This window comes from Duncaniella sp. (assembly GCF_029056165.1).
Classification (GTDB): domain Bacteria; phylum Bacteroidota; class Bacteroidia; order Bacteroidales; family Muribaculaceae; genus Duncaniella.
The window spans coordinates 51704-69125 of the sequence record NZ_JAIDBW010000035.1; the positions used below are offsets into that span (position 1 = coordinate 51704).

The 17422-nt window shown below is 50.8% G+C and carries 14 protein-coding genes; 9 read left to right on the top strand and 5 right to left on the bottom strand.

Annotated features, from left to right (window positions below):
• The 8 genes from K2G41_RS07670 to K2G41_RS07705 all read left to right on the top strand — a co-directional run bounded on the left by K2G41_RS07670 (position 1) and on the right by K2G41_RS07705 (position 7885).
• On the top strand, positions 1–1422 hold the full coding sequence (locus K2G41_RS07670; RefSeq protein WP_300116980.1) for a pimeloyl-ACP methyl esterase BioG family protein: 1422 nt from the start codon (positions 1–3) through the stop codon (positions 1420–1422).
• A gap of 30 nt (positions 1423–1452) precedes the next feature.
• Positions 1453–2088 (top strand): dethiobiotin synthase, encoded by a 636-nt coding sequence (gene bioD / locus K2G41_RS07675; protein ID WP_300116982.1) that lies wholly within the window; start codon positions 1453–1455, stop codon positions 2086–2088.
• Positions 2089–2258: 170 nt separating this feature from the next.
• Positions 2259–3032, top strand: a complete 774-nt coding sequence (locus K2G41_RS07680) for a hypothetical protein (RefSeq protein ID WP_300116983.1) — start codon at positions 2259–2261, stop codon at positions 3030–3032.
• A 729-nt stretch (positions 3033–3761) separates the two neighbouring features.
• Complete coding sequence (locus K2G41_RS07685; RefSeq protein ID WP_300116985.1) at positions 3762–4442, top strand: hypothetical protein; 681 nt, start codon at positions 3762–3764, stop codon at positions 4440–4442.
• Between the two features lie 1023 nt (positions 4443–5465).
• Positions 5466–5987 (top strand): hypothetical protein, encoded by a 522-nt coding sequence (locus K2G41_RS07690; RefSeq protein ID WP_300116987.1) that lies wholly within the window; start codon positions 5466–5468, stop codon positions 5985–5987.
• Positions 5988–6138: 151 nt separating this feature from the next.
• Positions 6139–6780, top strand: coding sequence for a 3'-5' exonuclease (locus K2G41_RS07695; protein ID WP_300116988.1), 642 nt, complete (start codon positions 6139–6141; stop codon positions 6778–6780).
• Positions 6781–6840: 60 nt separating this feature from the next.
• Positions 6841–7041, top strand: a complete 201-nt coding sequence (locus tag K2G41_RS07700) for a hypothetical protein (protein WP_300116990.1) — start codon at positions 6841–6843, stop codon at positions 7039–7041.
• A 49-nt stretch (positions 7042–7090) separates the two neighbouring features.
• On the top strand, positions 7091–7885 hold the full coding sequence (locus K2G41_RS07705) for a formate/nitrite transporter family protein (protein WP_300116992.1): 795 nt from the start codon (positions 7091–7093) through the stop codon (positions 7883–7885).
• Between the two features lie 180 nt (positions 7886–8065).
• Here the strand turns inward: K2G41_RS07705 and K2G41_RS07710 are convergent, their stop codons facing one another.
• The 3 genes from K2G41_RS07710 to ettA all read right to left on the bottom strand — a co-directional run bounded on the left by K2G41_RS07710 (position 8066) and on the right by ettA (position 14678).
• The gene (locus K2G41_RS07710; protein WP_300116994.1) at positions 8066–9490 is read right to left on the bottom strand and encodes a RagB/SusD family nutrient uptake outer membrane protein; all 1425 of its coding nucleotides are present in this window, start codon (positions 9488–9490) and stop codon (positions 8066–8068) included.
• A 30-nt stretch (positions 9491–9520) separates the two neighbouring features.
• A complete protein-coding gene (locus K2G41_RS07715) occupies positions 9521–12772 on the bottom strand; it encodes a SusC/RagA family TonB-linked outer membrane protein (protein ID WP_300116996.1) in 3252 nt (1083 codons plus the stop codon).
• A gap of 220 nt (positions 12773–12992) precedes the next feature.
• Positions 12993–14678: an energy-dependent translational throttle protein EttA gene (ettA, locus tag K2G41_RS07720; protein ID WP_300116998.1), complete on the bottom strand. Its 1686-nt coding sequence runs from the start codon at positions 14676–14678 to the stop codon at positions 12993–12995.
• A 205-nt stretch (positions 14679–14883) separates the two neighbouring features.
• On the opposite strand from ettA, the gene K2G41_RS07725 reads away from it, so the two are divergent.
• Positions 14884–16035, top strand: a complete 1152-nt coding sequence (locus K2G41_RS07725) for an MFS transporter (protein ID WP_300117000.1) — start codon at positions 14884–14886, stop codon at positions 16033–16035.
• A 3-nt stretch (positions 16036–16038) separates the two neighbouring features.
• On the opposite strand, the gene def is transcribed toward K2G41_RS07725, so the two are convergent.
• Positions 16039–16605 carry a peptide deformylase gene (gene def, locus K2G41_RS07730; protein WP_300117002.1) on the bottom strand — a complete coding sequence of 189 codons (567 nt, stop codon included), beginning with the start codon at positions 16603–16605 and terminating at the stop codon, positions 16039–16041.
• A 73-nt stretch (positions 16606–16678) separates the two neighbouring features.
• Positions 16679–17101 carry a Holliday junction resolvase RuvX gene (gene ruvX / locus K2G41_RS07735; protein ID WP_300117004.1) on the bottom strand — a complete coding sequence of 141 codons (423 nt, stop codon included), beginning with the start codon at positions 17099–17101 and terminating at the stop codon, positions 16679–16681.
• Positions 17102–17422 lie beyond the last annotated feature (321 nt).

A 17422-nucleotide genomic window follows, 5' to 3' on the forward strand; every position in this document is an offset into this window, starting at 1 on the left:
ATGAAATTCCATATATTCCCCGCCGACGATCCCCGCTCAGCCACCCGCGCCATCCTGCTCTTTGCCGGATGGGGGATGGACGAGAAACCCTTTGTCCGCACAGGACTTCAGGGCTACACGCTTATCGTCATCTGGGATTACCGCGACAGCTCTTTTCCGCCAGAGCTCCACGGCATGCTCCGGGACTTCAGGGAGATAGCCGTCATCGGATGGTCGTTCGGCGTTCCGGCCGCCACCGAATTCATACTTTCCAATCCTGATCTGCCTGTCACGGCACGCATTGCCGTCAACGGGACCATGCACCCCGTCCATGACCATCTCGGCATCCCGGCTGAGATATTCCGGGGGACGCTCGAAGGGCTGACGGAGAAATCACTCTCGAAATTCTATCTCCGGATGTGTGGATCATCGGCACTTTTCCGTGAATTCAGTGAGACTTATCCCCAGCGGACGGTTGATGAATTACGCGAGGAGCTTTCGGCCATAGCCGACCGTCAGGCGATCGCCCCGCGTGGCGTGTGGGACCGCGCCGTCATCTGCAAGGGTGACCGTATCATCCCGCCCGACAATCAGGAAGCCGCGTGGCGTGATGAAGCTTTCGGTATAATCCGGACCGACGCCCCGCATCTGCCCGATTTCAACAGGCTGCTTGCCGTTCTGCTCACCGAGAAGAGTCTTGTGGCGGAGAGATTTGCCCGTGCGGAGCTGACCTACGATGACAACGCCGTGGTCCAGCGCAGGATTGCCCGGAAACTCATAAGCCTTGTCCCCCGGAGATCCGCCACTGTCGGACGCGCGCTTGAAATCGGATGTGGGACAGGGATGACCACCGGTATGCTCGTCGGTGAAATACCGGTCGCCGATCTTGAGGTGTGGGATCTGCATCTTCCCGCCTCCCTGCCCTCCTCCATCGGATCTACGCGGATCACGGGACGCGAATGTGACGCCGAGACTGAAATACGCCGTCTGCCCGACGGCAGTCTGGATCTGATTTTCTCCGCTTCGACCATGCAGTGGTTCAACTCTCCGGGCTCTTTCCTGCGCGAATGTCTGCGCGTGCTCCGTCCGGGAGGCCATGCCGTCATCTCCACGTTCGGTCCTGAGACCATGCACGAGATCAGCGGTGCGCCCGCACGGCGACAGTATCCCGACGATGCAGCCATCGGTCAGATGCTTCCGGCGGGCTGTCAGAAGATCCATCTGTCCTCCGAGATCCATACAATCCACTTCCCTACCCCGGCCGATGCGCTGCGCCACGTGAGTCTCACCGGAGTCAACGCCCTTAGCCGCAACGCCAGCGGTGCGACAGCCCGCAGTGTCATGGCCGCCTATCCTCTCGCGCCTGACGGCTCCGCTCCCCTCACCTACCAGCCCATTTATATCGTGTTCGGCAGACCCCGACACCCATCTATGCACTTATAACACCTTAATATAACCCCTATTTCTCCCGCCATGAGCCAAGTATATTTTATCTCAGGAATTGACACCGACGCCGGCAAGAGCTACGCCACCGGCTATCTTGCAGCCCGACTTATGAAGGAAGGGAAAAGCGTGGTGACACAGAAATTCATCCAGACAGGTAACACAGGTTTCTCAGAGGACATCGATCTCCACCGCCGGCTGATGGGCATAGGCCCGCTCCCGGAGGATATCGACCATACCACTGCACCGGTCATCTTCTCCTATCCCGCGTCCGCACAGCTTGCCGCACGCATCGACGGACGTGAGATCGATCTCGACCTAATCGACAAGGCTACCGAGACCCTTGCCTCACGCTATGACGTGGTGCTGATCGAGGGGGCGGGCGGTCTCATGGTCCCTATTACCGATGATTTCTTCACCATTGACTATGTGGCTACGCGTCACCTTCCCGTCATACTCGTGACCAACGGTATCCTCGGCTCGATCAACCATACTATCCTCTCCCTCGAAGCTATCAGGGCCCGCGGACTGCGCCTCGCAGCCGTGATCTACAATGAGCACTTCGACACCGACCGCGCCATAGCAGCCGACACCCAAGCCTTCATCCGCCGCTACGTCACCACCCATTTCCCCTCCACCCCCTTCGCCTCCATCCCCTCCCTCTGATCCGCAGGGTGGGAAAAGAGTCGTCAGACATCCTGTGGGAATCGAAAAACTATCCTGTGGGAATCGAAAAACATTACACTTCTTATTTGAAGTATTCACCTTAAAATAAATTCAGGCGTTATGCCTGAATTTATTTGCTTTTTTGCCTATAAATCACTATCTTGCGCTCCATGAAAAGGGCAACGCAAGTAATAGTGATTTTTTTATGCTGTTCCGTAGGAAAAATCTATGGGACAACAGACCGTAAGCCCTCAACCCCTGCTTTTCAATTGATGGAGAATACTTCCGTATGGATCGCTAATACTCCACGTAGGATATTTCCAGAACTTGACGAAACTCGATTTACAATCGAGGATTCTATTTTGTACAATGATACTTCGGAAGATATCTACATTAACGAGCAAAACGATACTGTTTATGTAGTTGATGTCGTACACGATAATCGTCTGCACTGGATTAACGTTTGGAATAGTAAAACATTTATCCATTACACTGATTCTACGGTCTCAATATCTAAAAGCCCTGAGAACTCCACTGTTTACAATAATCTTATTAAATTATGGGAAACGGATCTGGTAAGGCTTATCGGCAATGAAGCCCAATGCCATATTGTTCCTACTACCGAACATTATCTTGCAAGAATTATCTTCCACAAAGGAGCGACTCAAATTGACACAGTATCTTTCCTTAATTTGGGTGATATTGAGAAGTTAACAAATCATCAACTCGATTCCCTACGTGAAGTCATACGATTGAATAAGCTGTATGCAAAAGCCGATTCTGTAGAATACCAAACGGACATAGATAGTATTCCATCAACCGTCGCCAAGAAAAATGACGTTGAAAAAGATTCTCGTACTATTAATCCACAGCAGCCATCCCTATCATGGTGGCAGCGGATCGTCGATTGGTTCCGCAGGCTGTGGAGGGCGATTTTCGGATGACGGATTCTGAAAGGGAAGTATATTTTTGCTACCAAATCAATCATTTTAAATCAAACGAGCTAAAAGACAATTGTATGAGAAAACTATTTATTCTACTTGCATCCTTGATAGGACTTCACGTATCGTCCGAATCCCTAATCTTTGATATGATACAATCCTGTCAGACCCTTTGGCCGGATAATTGGTTCTATGACCCTAAGTGGCTAACGATTGAGTCAATAATGACGCCTGTACCACTAAAGGATTTCAAACTTAACGACAATAAAGATACCGTATATTTCAGATTTCGGCATAATGCCGGAGATGGCGGGACATCTGTCACAATATGGAATAACTCCGATAGCATGACAATATATTCTCCGGAATGCTTTTTTGGGACTTACTCTTATTCCACTCACACTAAAAATAATTCTATGTTTGAATACTGGGAGGAAGAACTGATTGAGGATTGGAATATTGACAGCATAAAGGTTCTAACCCTATTACCTGCAGAAATAGCGAGTCCTCCTTATATATATCTTGTACGATTCATCGTATCAAATAAAAATTTAAAAATTGATGCTACCAGTTATAAACTTCCCAGTATTCCTAATGAACTCGCGGATTCAGCGACATTGAGATACCGACAGAAACGTGCAGAACGACTGGGAAGATACACAAGATGATAAGTAACTCTTAAAAATCAAACAAGGCAAGAAATCATTACAATCAAATGTGAAATAAGACTATATGAAGCTAATAATCACAATAATAATATCATTATTGGCTACACCAGTTTTCACCGTTAATGGCCGCGATTTATCACTTCCTGATATAATCAACCTGCACTTAATGAACAGCAACTACTGGGAGTGGGTAACGTCGGATGCCTTACTTTCTCATCCAATCATAAAGGAATTTAAAATAAATCAGAAAGAGGACACAATTTTCCTTAAGTTTTATGAAGGAGATGTCGGTCAAATAAGTGTCGCTATTTGGAATAATTCCCAAGGACTATCTGCAGAAAAAAAAGACTTGATAGATTCCCTCGTCACTATAAGCCGATTCACAATAGATAAAAACGCCCCTGTAAATAGATTTATGAGGGAATGGAAAATTGATAGCATTAGAGGAATCTATGAGGGAAGAGTTCCTCTATCAAGATATACGATGCAGAGGATAATCATCCGGAATGGGAAGATTACTCTTGATACCTTTCATGTTGACCCAATCTATCCACCTATACCACGTGAATACTGGGTGAAACTTTCAGAAACAGAATATGACGAAAGTCGCCAATCCAAGATCGATTCTATTCACCAATCCGACCTGCAACAGAAAGATAATACGCTCTCCCCTAAACAATCTTCGCTATCATGGTGGCAGCGGATCATTGATTGGTTCCGCAGGCTGTGGAACGCGATCTTCTGATGATGAAGATGATGTAATTGAAAATATTAGACACTTAATATCATGATTTCGTATAAAAGAACCGTTATATGGCGTACATTGGGATTTATATTCCTGATATGCCTCATGCTGTCCAACTGCGTGTATTTCCGCATGACCCATCTGTCAAAGGATGATTTAGAATGGATTCAGTGCTACAACCGGTTTCCATCACCAAAGTTCATTTCCGAGTCTGGTAAGGTCGCAAAGTTATCTTATCAAGATGTGTGGATTGCGAATTCCACAAATCGATTCTATATTAGTTCGAACGGCTCATATACCTATGAGGCAAACGCGGGTTACGGATTTGATATATCTCAATCAGATACAGTTTTTCAAGGCTGGCTGAGTATCATCAGATTTGTAAATGAAAATAATCTGTGGGTAGCTTTCTCTTTAAACCATTTCACATCCGACGAAATAACGCAATTCAATTTTATCCCCCTACAAACCCACAATTTCGAAATGGACTCTGTGATTTATAATGATTGTATTATTGCTGATTCCACCAATGCATATTACCGACCTTACTGGATAGATCAAATTACGGATAAGATTGATAAATTCGTCATCTCAAAGAAATACGGTCTGCTGTATTATCGATTTCAGAACGGCGAAGAGTTTAAGAGAAAGTTCAAGAGAAAGAAAAAAGAGGAATAGCATGACAATATATTCTCCGGATTGCTTTTTTGGGACTTATTCTTATTCCACTCACACTAAAAATAGTTCTATGTTTGAATACTGGGAGGAAGAACTGATTGAGGATTGGAATATTGACAGCATAAAGGTTCTAACCCTATTACCTGCAGAAATAGCGAGTCCTCCTTATATATATCTTGTACGATTCATCGTATCAAATAAAAATTTAAAAATTGATGCTACCAGTTATAAACTTCCCAGTATCCCTAATGAGCTCGCGGATTCTGTGACATTGAGATACCGACAGAAACATGCAGAACGACTGGGAAGATACACAAGATGATAAGTAATATATTTCTACATACAATGAAGCGAATAGACATATTAATGATTGTGCTCCTGTTAGGGGTGGTCACTTGGATGTCATATACACACGAAGGATACGACGAGGTGAATGATATTGATCAATGGTATCAGTTGAACGATGGGGAACGTGAAGGATGGTATATACGGGTCGGCGACTCAATATATGGCAGTAGCGTGGATGAGATACACTGTTGCGTAAAATATACTGACCCACTGAAAATTGATGCAAAATCACTTAAAGTTCTCAAAGACTGCGATTATGTCAAAGATAAGAACCATGTATATTATCCAATAAGCATTGTTTGCGAAGACTGGTCAAAACCGGATAGCGAAGGCTGTTCTGATATCGACTACTTTAAAGAATATCTAATAGAAGGTGCTGATCCAAAATCATTCAAATATCTTGGGAATGATTATGGGATTGACAGACATTTCATGTATCGCCGTGGAAAAAGGATTCCGTGGGATGACAGGATAATCCAATACGCGAAAAAGGGTGAATGGCCAGCCGTCATCAGATGAGGTGACTTAACACTATTTGGAGGCTTTTTTGAGGGATTTTCAACAATAATGGTTAACTTTGCGCCATCAAAAAAGATTCGCTTCCTCATCGGTGATAGGTTTTGCGGTCACTGTCACGGGAAGCCTAACACCCACAGAGACATATAAACAAATGGACTTCAACTCATTCACCATATCAATCACCAAGGAACAGCTGTCGGGGCTTCCGACGGTCGAATTTCCCGGCTCTATAACGGTGATTGAGACACTCCCGGATGCTTTGGAAGCCCTGCGTTTTATCAATACATGTGATCGGGTCGGTTTCGACACCGAAACAAAGCCGAATTTCCGCAAGGGCCAGACCAACACCGTCTCGCTCATACAGATTTCAACCCTCGAACGCTCATTCCTGTTCCGCCTCAACAAGCTCGGTTTCTTTCAGGAACTGCGCGACTTCATGGAGTCGGACAAGATCGAGAAGGTCGGGCTATCGCTCCGCGATGATTTCCATGTGCTCCACCGTATCGCACCTTTCGAACCGGCCAATTTCATCGACCTGCAGGCTGTGGTGAAAGATTTCAACATCTCTGATTCGAGCCTGCAGAAAATCTACGGCATAATCTTCAACGGCCGCATCTCTAAAAGTCAGCGTCTGAGCAACTGGGAGGCCCAGCAACTGAGCACGGGGCAGCAGGTCTATGCCTCGATCGACGCTTGGGCCTGCCTGCGCATCTACAATTACCTCATGGCCGGTGAGTTCGATCCAGCCACATGCAGCTATGCCCATCCCGACACCCCCGATACGGCTGAATGAGCGGCCGATCCTCCCCCACCCCCTTACGCATACATTTCACCTTACTGTCCTGAGAATACCATGAAGATACGACGTTCAACCTTCATCCCCGCTGTCCTGCTGATCTATCTGTGTGTGATGAGCTACATCGGCTATCCCGAATTTCAGCAAGGCCATTACCTCTACTATTTCGGAGTCATCGGTGTGACGCTCGTCCTGATAGTCATACTCCATTTCTTCCTCAAAAAGCGTGAACGGATGAAGGAAAACAGATCGAACTGAACACAATCAAAATCAGTAATCATCCATATCCAAACCATCATCCATCACAATGCAGATAAGAGTCCCGCGTGAAATAACCGAAACAGCCGCCTCAGTCGGCGCGGCGAAAGCCACCCTGACCGTCAACAGTCTTCCACGCCTCATGCTGTCATCCTGTCTCGCAGGTGCGTTCATAGCTCTCGGAGGCATCCTCTCGCTTATGGTCGGCTTCGGTTTTCCGGGGCTCAACGCCGCCAATCCCTCGCTGCAGAAACTGCTGAGCGGCTGCATGTTTCCCATCGGACTCATACTCGTCGTGACACTCGGTGCGGAACTTTTCACCGGCAACAACGCCCTCCTCATCCCATCCTACATGAAGGGAAGCCACAACTTCGCCACAGTCCTGCGCAACTGGGTGCTTGTCTATGTCGGCAACTTCATCGGTGCGATCGCCTTTACATACATAATGGTATATGCCTGTGGCCTGACAGCCGGCGAGCCCTACCATTCGGCCATCATCGCCGTGGCCAAGGCCAAGGTATCGATGTCGTGGCTGACGGTATTCATCAAGGGCATAGGTGCCAACTGGTGTGTCTGTCTCGCGGTGTGGCTCGCCCTTTCGGGCAAGACATTCTTTGAGAAAGCCCTCGGCTGCTGGCTTCCGGTGATGGCCTTCGTGGTACTCGGTTATGAGCACTCCATCGCAAACATGTTCTTCATACCCCTCGGCATGATGGAAGGCGCGGAGATAAGCGCGGCCGAAGCCATCTGGGTCAACCTGATCCCCGCCACTCTCGGCAACATCGTCGGAGGCGCGCTCCTCGTCGGTGCGGTCAACGCCTATCTCCACGAAATCAGGAAATAAGAAAAATATATCCCGTAACCATCCTTAGGCCACGCGGACAATCCCTGACAAGCCTATATCCCTTCCCTCACTGAAGGACTAAAAGTATAAATAAAACAACGAACCCCGCCCGGCACACGATCGCGCCGGGCGGGGTTTGCTATTCAGTTTCGACTGCTGTCAGGATTGATTATCTTCCGATTACATATCCACAGTCTGGACTATCGGGTTATTGCCGGGATTATTGAGAACCTGAATGGGATAAGGCATAATCCAGAGGTGAGAATTGGGCTTGAGAGTGTAAGTCACATCATCGATAGTCTTGGTGAGTGTGCGGGGATAGAGACCCTCCTTGTTCAGACGGCGGTAGTCACAGAAGATTACCTGAGTCTGGATGAACTCGTTGGCCTTGTCATCGATGATCTTATTGATAGCCTCGGTCTGGTCAGCAGCTGTCAGATCCTTATAATATTCAGGGAGGAAACGGGTGCGACGGACTGTATTGACAGTCTCAAGAGCATCCTCCCACTCACCTGCGCGTGCCTGACATTCAGCCTTGATGTAATACATCTCGGCCGAGCGGATACCACCGTAGTTGGGCACATTGGCATAGATACCGCGGTAATACTCCACACCTGCTCCGGTGACGTAATAACGCCAGTGGCCTATGAGACGGATGTCGCCCTCCTCGAATTTGGCCGCACGCTCGACTGGTACTGTAAGCGCGCCACCGCTCTGGCCCTGCCAGTAGCTTGACGAAGCCTGATGATAGACATAGTTCTCAGGGTTATCGATCTCAGGATTGACATTAGTACCGGCATTCCATACGGCAGTGTTCTCGATACGGTCCTTTTCGTCATTATAGAATTTCACCCAGTCATAGAGCGCGCTGTTCTCAGCGAGTGCACTCTCGGCAGCCTCACGGGCCTCGCTGTAACGGCCCATCGAAAGAAGCACGCGCGCAAGCATACCGTAGCCGGCAGCCTTGGTGGGATGGAGAATAGTCTCACCATGCTTGGGCAGGTAAGGGATAGCCTCCTTGAGATCCGAGACCATAAAATCATAGATCTCCTGAAGAGTGGCCTGCGGAGTGGCGGACTCGACGGAAGCGGATGTTGCCAGAGGCACTGAAAGTTGATCCTTGGTGGTCTCCCAGTACTGATCGGCATGATAGTTCACGATATAGTGATAGGTCATCGCACGGAGCACCTTGGCCTGAGCGACGAGCATCCGACGCTGATCATCGGTAGCCTCGGTCGAATTCATACCCTCCTCGATGATGAGGTTCCAGTAGAACATCATCTCGTAGGCACTGTAATACGCCTGATAGTCTGAACTGTTGATGAGCGTACGATCGACATCCTCAAGATAGAGGTAGTTGGCACGGGTCAGCTCACTGCTGTTGAGTGCCGTTGGCGAGCGGAAGTAGTCACCGGTGAGAAACAGAAGCTGTTCGGACTCGAAATATGAGGTGTTGTTGTTGCGCATGAACGCATTATAGTCCTCCCATGTGGTAGGTGTCTTCTGACCCTTGGGAATCTCGTTGAGATAACCGTCACATGAAGTCGCGGCCAGCAGCACGACGCCAAGAGAGAACTTGGACAGGATATTATTGATAAGTTTCATTTTCTTTATCTTTTTTGTAATGGGGAGAGATTAGAAGCCGAGATTTAGACCAAAGACAATGTTGGGGTTCTGCTTGCCTCCGAGGAGATAGTGAGCCTTGTGATCCATAGCGATAGTGGCCACATTCTCAAGCGAGAATCTGAACTTGACCAGACGCAGGTAGGCACTGCGCGAGAGGTTTGCAGGCAGGATATAAGCCACACCGAGATCGCGGATACGGATATTCGAGGCATCATAGATGAAGAGGTCCGAATAGCGGTAGAGCGAGTTGCGGTATGAGTTATAGTTGTCGGTATCGTTGGTGAAGAGCAGACGGGGCACGTCGGTATGAGCCTCATCGCCGGGTTTCGTCCATGCGTTCATGATGGCCTTGTTGGTCGATGAGATGCGGCCTGATGTCATGGAGATGTTAGGAGTGAGGGTCTCGCGGATCTTATGTCCGAATGCGAAAGTGACCATTGCGGAGAATTCAAGACCCTTCCAGCGGACCACATTGTTGAACGAACCGCTGTGGACAGGTACAGTGGAGCCTGAATAGACAATGGCGTTCACGTCGCGTATGTTCTCGGTGGTCACGTTGCCTTCGGCATCATAGATCTGCGGCTCACCGTCGGCACTCACACCGGCCCAGCGATAAGCATAGATGGCATTGTAGGGATTACCGATAGTGGGATATGAGGTGGGGAGCGTCAGGCGTGAATCATAGTTCGACGGCTGGATCGAAATCTTCTTCACCTTGTTGTGGTTGAGTGCGTAGAGCAGGGTCGAGGTCCATGTCAGCTCACTGTTGCGGATGATCTGTCCGGAGAGGTTGAGTTCGAAACCGGAGTTGTTCATGGCACCGTTGTTGGTGGTGAGGGTGGTGTAACCGAAGCCCTGAGTAGGCGATCCGTTGATCACGGCAAGGAGGTCGGTACTCTTCTTGTGATAGATATCGATGCTACCCCAGAGACGGTTGCGGAGCAGGTCGAAGTCAACACCGAAGTTTATTGTACGTGTCTTTTCCCAGCGGATGTCCTTGTTAGGGGGAGCGATGACATTACCGGTCGTGCCGAGGCTTCCGGGATAGTACTGCGCAGTCATGTAGGGAGCGGTGTTTCGGCCGATATTACCGCCGATACCATACGAGGCTCTCACCTGAAGGTTGTTCACCCAGTCGATCTCGTTGAAGAAGGATTCACGGTTGATGTTCCAGCTCGCACCTACTGACCAGATGGGCTTATTCTGATACTTGGAACTTGTGCCCCAGAGGTTAGAGCGGTCCCAACGGAGACTACCGGTGAGATTATACTTATCGGCGAGCGAGTAAGATGCATTGCCGTAGAACGACACGAAACGGTTTGAAATCTCATGCATTGACTCAAGATTGTTCATGTCGAGGCTTGAAGCACCGAGAAGGGCTGAGAAATAATAGCTCAGCGCATCCTGATCATAAGGTTTCCATGAAAGGAGTTCGGGATCGTAGCCGAAGTAAGTATTGTCGGTGAAGGTGATACGGTTGTCGCGCACTTCCTGACCGATGAACACGAGGAGGTTATGGAGGTCACCAAAACGGTAGTTGAAATTGAGCTGCTGACGGAAGTCATAGCCGCGCTGTTTCTGAGCCGTGCGGTACATCACGTCGCCTTCGGGAAGATTGTACTGAAGGTCACCGGTCCACTGATTCTGTGTGACGTAATTATTGAGCATTCCGATCACGTCGTGACTGTAGCGGTTCTGGAGATATTCGGTGTCGGTGTTACCTGTCTCATACTGGAACTGCACGGTGTAGTTGAGCCATGACGTGAAGTCGAAACGCAGTTTTGCAAATACGCGTGTTTCAAGCGACTTGGCCTTTGAAATATCCCACTTGAGCTCGTTCATGGGAGTCAGGGTCTCAGGAACCATGCCATACTGTTCGATGGTCTCGCGACGGTTTGCCTCTCCCTGAGCGGGGGCATCGATGTAGCTGCCGTCAGCTGCGACAAGACCGTCGTAGGGAAGGAAGTTGAAACCGGGGTTGAGAAGATTGTAGTTCTGGATCTTCTCACGGCCATATCTGATGTAGGCACCGAAATCGGCGGTCACCCAGTCAGCAATCTTCATCTGGTCGTTGATATTGATACCGAGCGAGTGGTCGCCGTGGTTGATATCCTCGAAATTATGTTTCCAGTAAGTTGCCGAAGCGTTGAAGCTGTTGCGGTCAGATGACTGAGCTACGCGCACGTTGTACTGCTGGTGGAAAGGATTGCGCTTTCCGTAGTCAGCAACCTGATTGTAGTAATTATAGCCCATAGCGGCGAGAGCGTTAAGCTTGGCATCGCCGTCGGCCATCGAGATAGCACCTGTGTACATGTCGAGGAGTGTGCTGACACCCTGACTCGGAATGGCACCGAGACGGAGGTCATCGGCCACCTTGGCTGCGGACTCGCCACCGGCCACGAGGTCGGGATACTGCGAGGCCCACTGACGCTCGATGGCTACCACGTCGGCTGAATTAGTGCGGTTATCGATATACTGTGAATACTTCTGAGTGGTCCATGTGGCCGAGAAGCTTACTTCCGGACGGCCCTGCATGGCTTTCTTGGTTGTGATGACGATGACACCGTTGGCAGCACGCGCACCGTAGATCGACGCTGCGGCAGCATCCTTCAGGACGGTCACGCTCTCGATATCCTCCGGGTTGAGGTCGGGCATACCCTCGGAAGTCTGACCTACGCGGTTGAGCGATGAATTTTCGACAGGGAATCCGTCGATCACCACGAGCGGATTGGCGATGGCGTTCATGGTGGTGACACCGCGGATCTTACCATCGACAAAGCCGGCTATATTACCTTCGAGAATATCGGAGAGATTGTCCATGCGGCGCAGCTGCAGGGTCTCGCCTGATATTTTCTGAAAAGCACCGGTGGATTGTGCCTTGGAGATAGTGGAGTAACCGGTGATCATAACCTCGTCCAGCATAGTCTCGTTGTCATAGAGTGTGACATTGTAGTCCTTGGACTCGTTGACAGTGATTGTGACAGGGTCTTTGCCGATGTAGCTGAACACCACATTGCTCCCCTTGGGCACAGAGATGCTGTACTTACCGTCAACGTCAGTTGCGACGGCATTGGCTGTGCCCTCCTGCGTCACGGTCACACCGGGCAGCGGCTCGCCTTCAATATCGATCACTATACCTTTGGCCACTACGGTCTCGGCAGCGGCTTGCATCCGCACGGGATGAAAGGTAGCCAGAAGCAAAAGCACTGCACATAGGAGTATGTGCATCCCGCCCCTCTTCTCTAATGAATGATTTCCCATAATTAAGAATGGATAGATGAATGGATAAATATGGATTTTAAATTAGTCAGATTGACTATCTTTTTTTTCAATTTTCCTTCCCATGGATTCCCGGCAGGAGGAGGCTGTGTCAAAGTAATTAAATCTTTTCGGCCACAGGCTTGCGTCGGGCTTACAACCGAGCTAATTCCGACACAGGCTCATCCTTACAGCGGGAGTTTTTTACCTGCAGAGTTTATTATCACTCCATCAGTTTGCGGTAACGGCGGCGGGTGGGTTCCTTGCCGTCGTTGTGGGCACGCTTGTAGTCCTCGTAGTCGGAATACGAACCTTCGAAGAACACCACATTGCCGTCGCCCTCAAACGAGAGTATGTGCGTGCAGATTCTGTCGAGGAACCAGCGGTCGTGGCTCACGACAACTGCACAGCCCGCGAAATCATCGAGACCTTCCTCAAGCGCACGGAGAGTGTTGACGTCGATATCGTTGGTCGGCTCGTCGAGGAGCAGCACATTGCCCTCCTCCTTGAGTGCCATTGCGAGGTGCAGACGGTTACGTTCACCACCAGAAAGCACCGAGATCTTCTTTTCCTGATCAGCACCGGTGAAGTTGAAGCGCGAGAGATAGGCGCGGGCATTGACATCGCGGCCGCCCATGCGGAAGCTCTCGACACCCTGCGAGATCACCTCATAGACGCTCTTCTCCGGGAGGAGGTCATGGTGGGTCTGATCCACGTAGGCGATCTTGACGGTCTCGCCGACATCAAAGGTGCCTGCATCCGGAGTCTCCTGACCCATGATGAGGCGGAAAAGCGTGGTCTTACCCGCACCGTTAGGTCCGATCACACCCACGATGCCACCCTGCGGGAGCGAGAAGCTGAGATCCTTGAACAGCTGCTTCTTGCCGAATGCCTTCGAGAAGCCCTGAACGTCGATCACCTTGCTGCCGAGACGCGGGCCGTTGGGGATGAAGATTTCCAGACGCTCCTCCTTCTCCTTCTGATCCTCATTAAGGAGGCGATCATAGCTTGAAAGACGGGCCTTGCCTTTGGCCTGACGGGCTTTGGGAGCCATGCGGACCCATTCGAGTTCACGTTCGAGAGTCTTGCGGCGTTTCGATGCCTGTTTTTCCTCCTGAGCCATGCGCTTGGTCTTCTGGTCGAGCCACGACGAGTAGTTGCCCTTCCAAGGAATACCCTCGCCGCGGTCAAGTTCGAGAATCCAGCCGGCCACGTGGTCGAGGAAGTAGCGGTCGTGCGTGATGGCGATGACAGTACCGGGATACTGCTGGAGGTGCTGTTCGAGCCAGTCGATCGACTCGGCATCGAGGTGGTTGGTAGGCTCGTCGAGGAGCAGGATGTCGGGCTGCTGGAGCAGGAGGCGGCAGAGGGCCACACGGCGGCGTTCACCACCTGAAAGAGTGGTCACGCTCTGATCGTCGGGCGGACACTGGAGTGCGTCCATCGCACGTTCGAGCTTCGAATCGATGTTCCAAGCGTCGGCAGCGTCGAGTTTGTCCTGAAGTTCGGCCTGACGTGCGAGCAGAGCGTCCATCTTGTCGGGATCCTCAAGCACGTCGGGATCGCCGAACGACTCGTTGACCTTATCGAACTCGGCAAGGAGATCCATGATGGGCTGCACACCCTCGCGGACCACCTCGATGACTGTCTTGGACGGATCGAGCTGAGGATCCTGCTCAAGATAGCCCACGGAATAGCCCGGCGAGAACACAACTTCGCCCTGATAACTCTTGTCGATTCCGGCAATGATCTTCAGGAGCGAGGATTTACCCGAACCGTTGAGACCGATGATGCCGATCTTGGCACCGTAGAAAAAAGACAGGTAGATATTCTTCAACACCTGCTTCTGCGGGGGGTAGGTCTTGGAGACTCCCACCATCGAAAAAATCACTTTCTTGTCGTCAGCCATAATGGTTGCTTGAACTTTATTGTATAGTTATAGATTTATATTTACGTTATGTCTTTTCAACTATGATCTCCGGGAAAAATTTATCCGTCAATCTTTATCAGTCGGAAAGAGTTTTATAATTTTGCACCCCCGAAATCCGGAAGCAGTGATGCGCCGGATCATCCGTGATGTATCTGAATCAAACGAAAAAAAATCTTTTTTCATCATGAAGCGTGGACTTATCGCACTTGCCATAGGCACATTCGCTCTGGGTATAGCCGAATTCGGCATGATGGGCATACTCGGCGACGTGGCCCGCGGCATCGATGTCAATGTCGTTGAGGCCGGACACCTCATCTCGGCCTACTCGCTCGGTGTGGCCATAGGCGCACCGATGCTCATATTCCTTCACAAGATGCCTCTGCGGAGGCTGCTCCTCATGCTTGCCGTGCTCATCAGTGCCGGCAATGCCATGGCTGCCCTCTCGTCGTCCTACGGGATGCTGCTCTGTGCCCGTCTGATCTCCGGGCTCCCCCACGGCGCATTCTTCGGCGCGGGTGCCATTGTCTGCGCGCGTCTTGCCAAGCCGGGTCATGGCGCGCAGGCTGTCTCCGTGATGGTCGGGGGCATGACCGTGGCCAATGTGGCGGGAGTCCCCGCCGCGACGCTCGTCAGCAACCTCCTCAACTGGCGCATGGCTTTCGGCATAGTTGCCGTGTTCGGCATTCTCGCCCTCATCGGGATCAGAGCGTGGATTCCGCGCCTCGCACCTGTGCCCGACACCGGCATCAAGGGTCAGTTCAAGTTTCTCCGTAGCGCAGCCCCGTGGCTCATCTATGCGGGCGTCTTTTTCGGACAAGCGAGCGTCTATTGCTGGTTCAGCTACGTCGAGCCTATCATGACCAAGGTGACAGGCTTCACTACATCCGACATGACGTGGATCATGATGCTTGCAGGCATCGGTATGGTCACAGGCAACGCCATCTCCGGCAAACTTGCCGACCGCTACGGTGTGGCCCGTGTCTGCGCCACGCTTGCAGCCTTGATGATGGTCGTGATGCCGCTGCTCTACTTCTGTGCCGACATGAAGTTCGTCTCACTCGTGCTCATGTTCATCGCCACCGGAGCTCTCTTCGGTATCGGAGGGCCGTTGCAGTATCTCATAGTCCGCTTTGCCAAAGGGGGCGAGATGCTCGGCGGTGCGGGCATACAGATAGCTTTCAACGTCTCCAACGCCGTCAGTGCGGCTCTCGGCGGCCTTGCCATCCATCATGGCTTCGGCCTCGCGTCGCCCGCGCTCGTCGGAGTCCCCTTCGCACTTGTCGGAGCTGTCGCACTCTTCATCCTGCGTCGCCGCTATGCTTCGCAGGGAGCGTGAGGATCACTTTCTCGACTTGGGGGCATACTTCACCGGATAGTCACAGCGGGTCTTTCCGGCGATGATATTGTTGAGCTTCGACTTGATGAGCTGCTTGCGGATCATCGAAATATGGTCGATATAGAGCTTTCCTTCGAGGTGGTCACACTCGTGCTGCACTATTCGGGCAAGGAAACCGCTGATCTCTTCCTCGTGGGGCTTGAAATCCTCATCCACCCAGCGCAGACGGATGTGTTCCACACGTCCGACCTTCTCGGAGAGACCGGGGAGACTGAGGCAGCCTTCATCGCGGCTGACGGTGTCACCGTCGAGTATCTCGATTTCTGGATTGATGAGTGTCAGCTTGCGCCCGGCACATTCGGGGAAGCTGTCCTTGACAGGATCAGCATCGATGACCACGATACGCTCGGAACGGCCTATCTGAGGAGCGGCCAGTCCGACACCTTCGCTGGCATACATGGTGGCATACATATCGGCCAACAGTTCCTTCAGGCCTTCGCGGCCCTCTGCCACCGGTTCGGCGATCTTACGGAGCACCGGATGCCCGTACAAATACACAGGTAAACGCATTTTTTCTTCGTATGTTGTTTTAATCGGATAAATACTGATTTATTGAATGCCGGGGGCGACGCGCCGGTCAATGTCAGCGCATCATGTCGCGGCTTTCGAGATAACCGTTGAGGATGATCACGGCGGCCATGCGGTCTATCGCCCCCTTGTCCCGCCTGTCGCTTTTCTTGACTCCGGAGTCGATCATGGCTCTGTGGGCCAGCGTCGAGGTGAAGCGTTCGTCGAAAAACCGCACCTCCATCCCCGGTAGTTCCTTGCGCAGCCGGTTGATGGCCGGAGTGATATAGCGCATTGATTCCGAGGGATTTCCATCAAGTGTACGCGGAAGCCCGACTATTATTTCATCCACCGGTTCACGCCCGACGTAGGCTTTGACGTAGGGGATCAGCTGTGCCGAAGGCACAGTGTCAAGAGCCGTCGCCACAATCTGCAACACATCGGTCACAGCAAGGCCACAGCGTTTACGTCCGTAATCTATTGCAAGTAATCGTCCCATTTTCGCCCGCAAAGTTACAAAAAGAAATTGAAACTACTCTCGTAAATCCCCGAATTTACCTCCCCTTACTTCTCCTGCCGCAAACCGTTTCACCATGAGAAAAACCGATAAAAAATTGGCTTAAAATACAGTTAAAATATGTGGAATAGATCAAGCTATCCAATTACGGAGAGTGAATATATCCACAGACATTCCTCTGTTCATACGATAATTGATCATGCTCCCATTGATACTCAAAGCCCAATTTATGACAGGATTTAGTTGTCCGCGGGTCATAATTAAGAATTGCGCGTTATAAGACGACTTAATTTTTAATTTACA

What these genes read in the sequence shown, in the direction of transcription:
- K2G41_RS07670 (WP_300116980.1), top strand. Translation starts at nt 1, where the DNA reads ATGAAATTCCATATATTCCCCGCCGACGATCCCCGCTCAGCCACCCGC.
- bioD (WP_300116982.1), top strand. Translation starts at nt 1,453, where the DNA reads ATGAGCCAAGTATATTTTATCTCAGGAATTGACACCGACGCCGGCAAG.
- K2G41_RS07680 (WP_300116983.1), top strand. Translation starts at nt 2,259, where the DNA reads ATGAAAAGGGCAACGCAAGTAATAGTGATTTTTTTATGCTGTTCCGTA.
- K2G41_RS07685 (WP_300116985.1), top strand. Translation starts at nt 3,762, where the DNA reads ATGAAGCTAATAATCACAATAATAATATCATTATTGGCTACACCAGTT.
- K2G41_RS07690 (WP_300116987.1), top strand. Translation starts at nt 5,466, where the DNA reads ATGAAGCGAATAGACATATTAATGATTGTGCTCCTGTTAGGGGTGGTC.
- K2G41_RS07695 (WP_300116988.1), top strand. Translation starts at nt 6,139, where the DNA reads ATGGACTTCAACTCATTCACCATATCAATCACCAAGGAACAGCTGTCG.
- K2G41_RS07700 (WP_300116990.1), top strand. Translation starts at nt 6,841, where the DNA reads ATGAAGATACGACGTTCAACCTTCATCCCCGCTGTCCTGCTGATCTAT.
- K2G41_RS07705 (WP_300116992.1), top strand. Translation starts at nt 7,091, where the DNA reads ATGCAGATAAGAGTCCCGCGTGAAATAACCGAAACAGCCGCCTCAGTC.
- K2G41_RS07710 (WP_300116994.1), bottom strand. Translation starts at nt 9,490, where the DNA reads ATGAAACTTATCAATAATATCCTGTCCAAGTTCTCTCTTGGCGTCGTG.
- K2G41_RS07715 (WP_300116996.1), bottom strand. Translation starts at nt 12,772, where the DNA reads ATGGGAAATCATTCATTAGAGAAGAGGGGCGGGATGCACATACTCCTA.
- ettA (WP_300116998.1), bottom strand. Translation starts at nt 14,678, where the DNA reads ATGGCTGACGACAAGAAAGTGATTTTTTCGATGGTGGGAGTCTCCAAG.
- K2G41_RS07725 (WP_300117000.1), top strand. Translation starts at nt 14,884, where the DNA reads ATGAAGCGTGGACTTATCGCACTTGCCATAGGCACATTCGCTCTGGGT.
- def (WP_300117002.1), bottom strand. Translation starts at nt 16,605, where the DNA reads ATGCGTTTACCTGTGTATTTGTACGGGCATCCGGTGCTCCGTAAGATC.
- ruvX (WP_300117004.1), bottom strand. Translation starts at nt 17,101, where the DNA reads ATGGGACGATTACTTGCAATAGATTACGGACGTAAACGCTGTGGCCTT.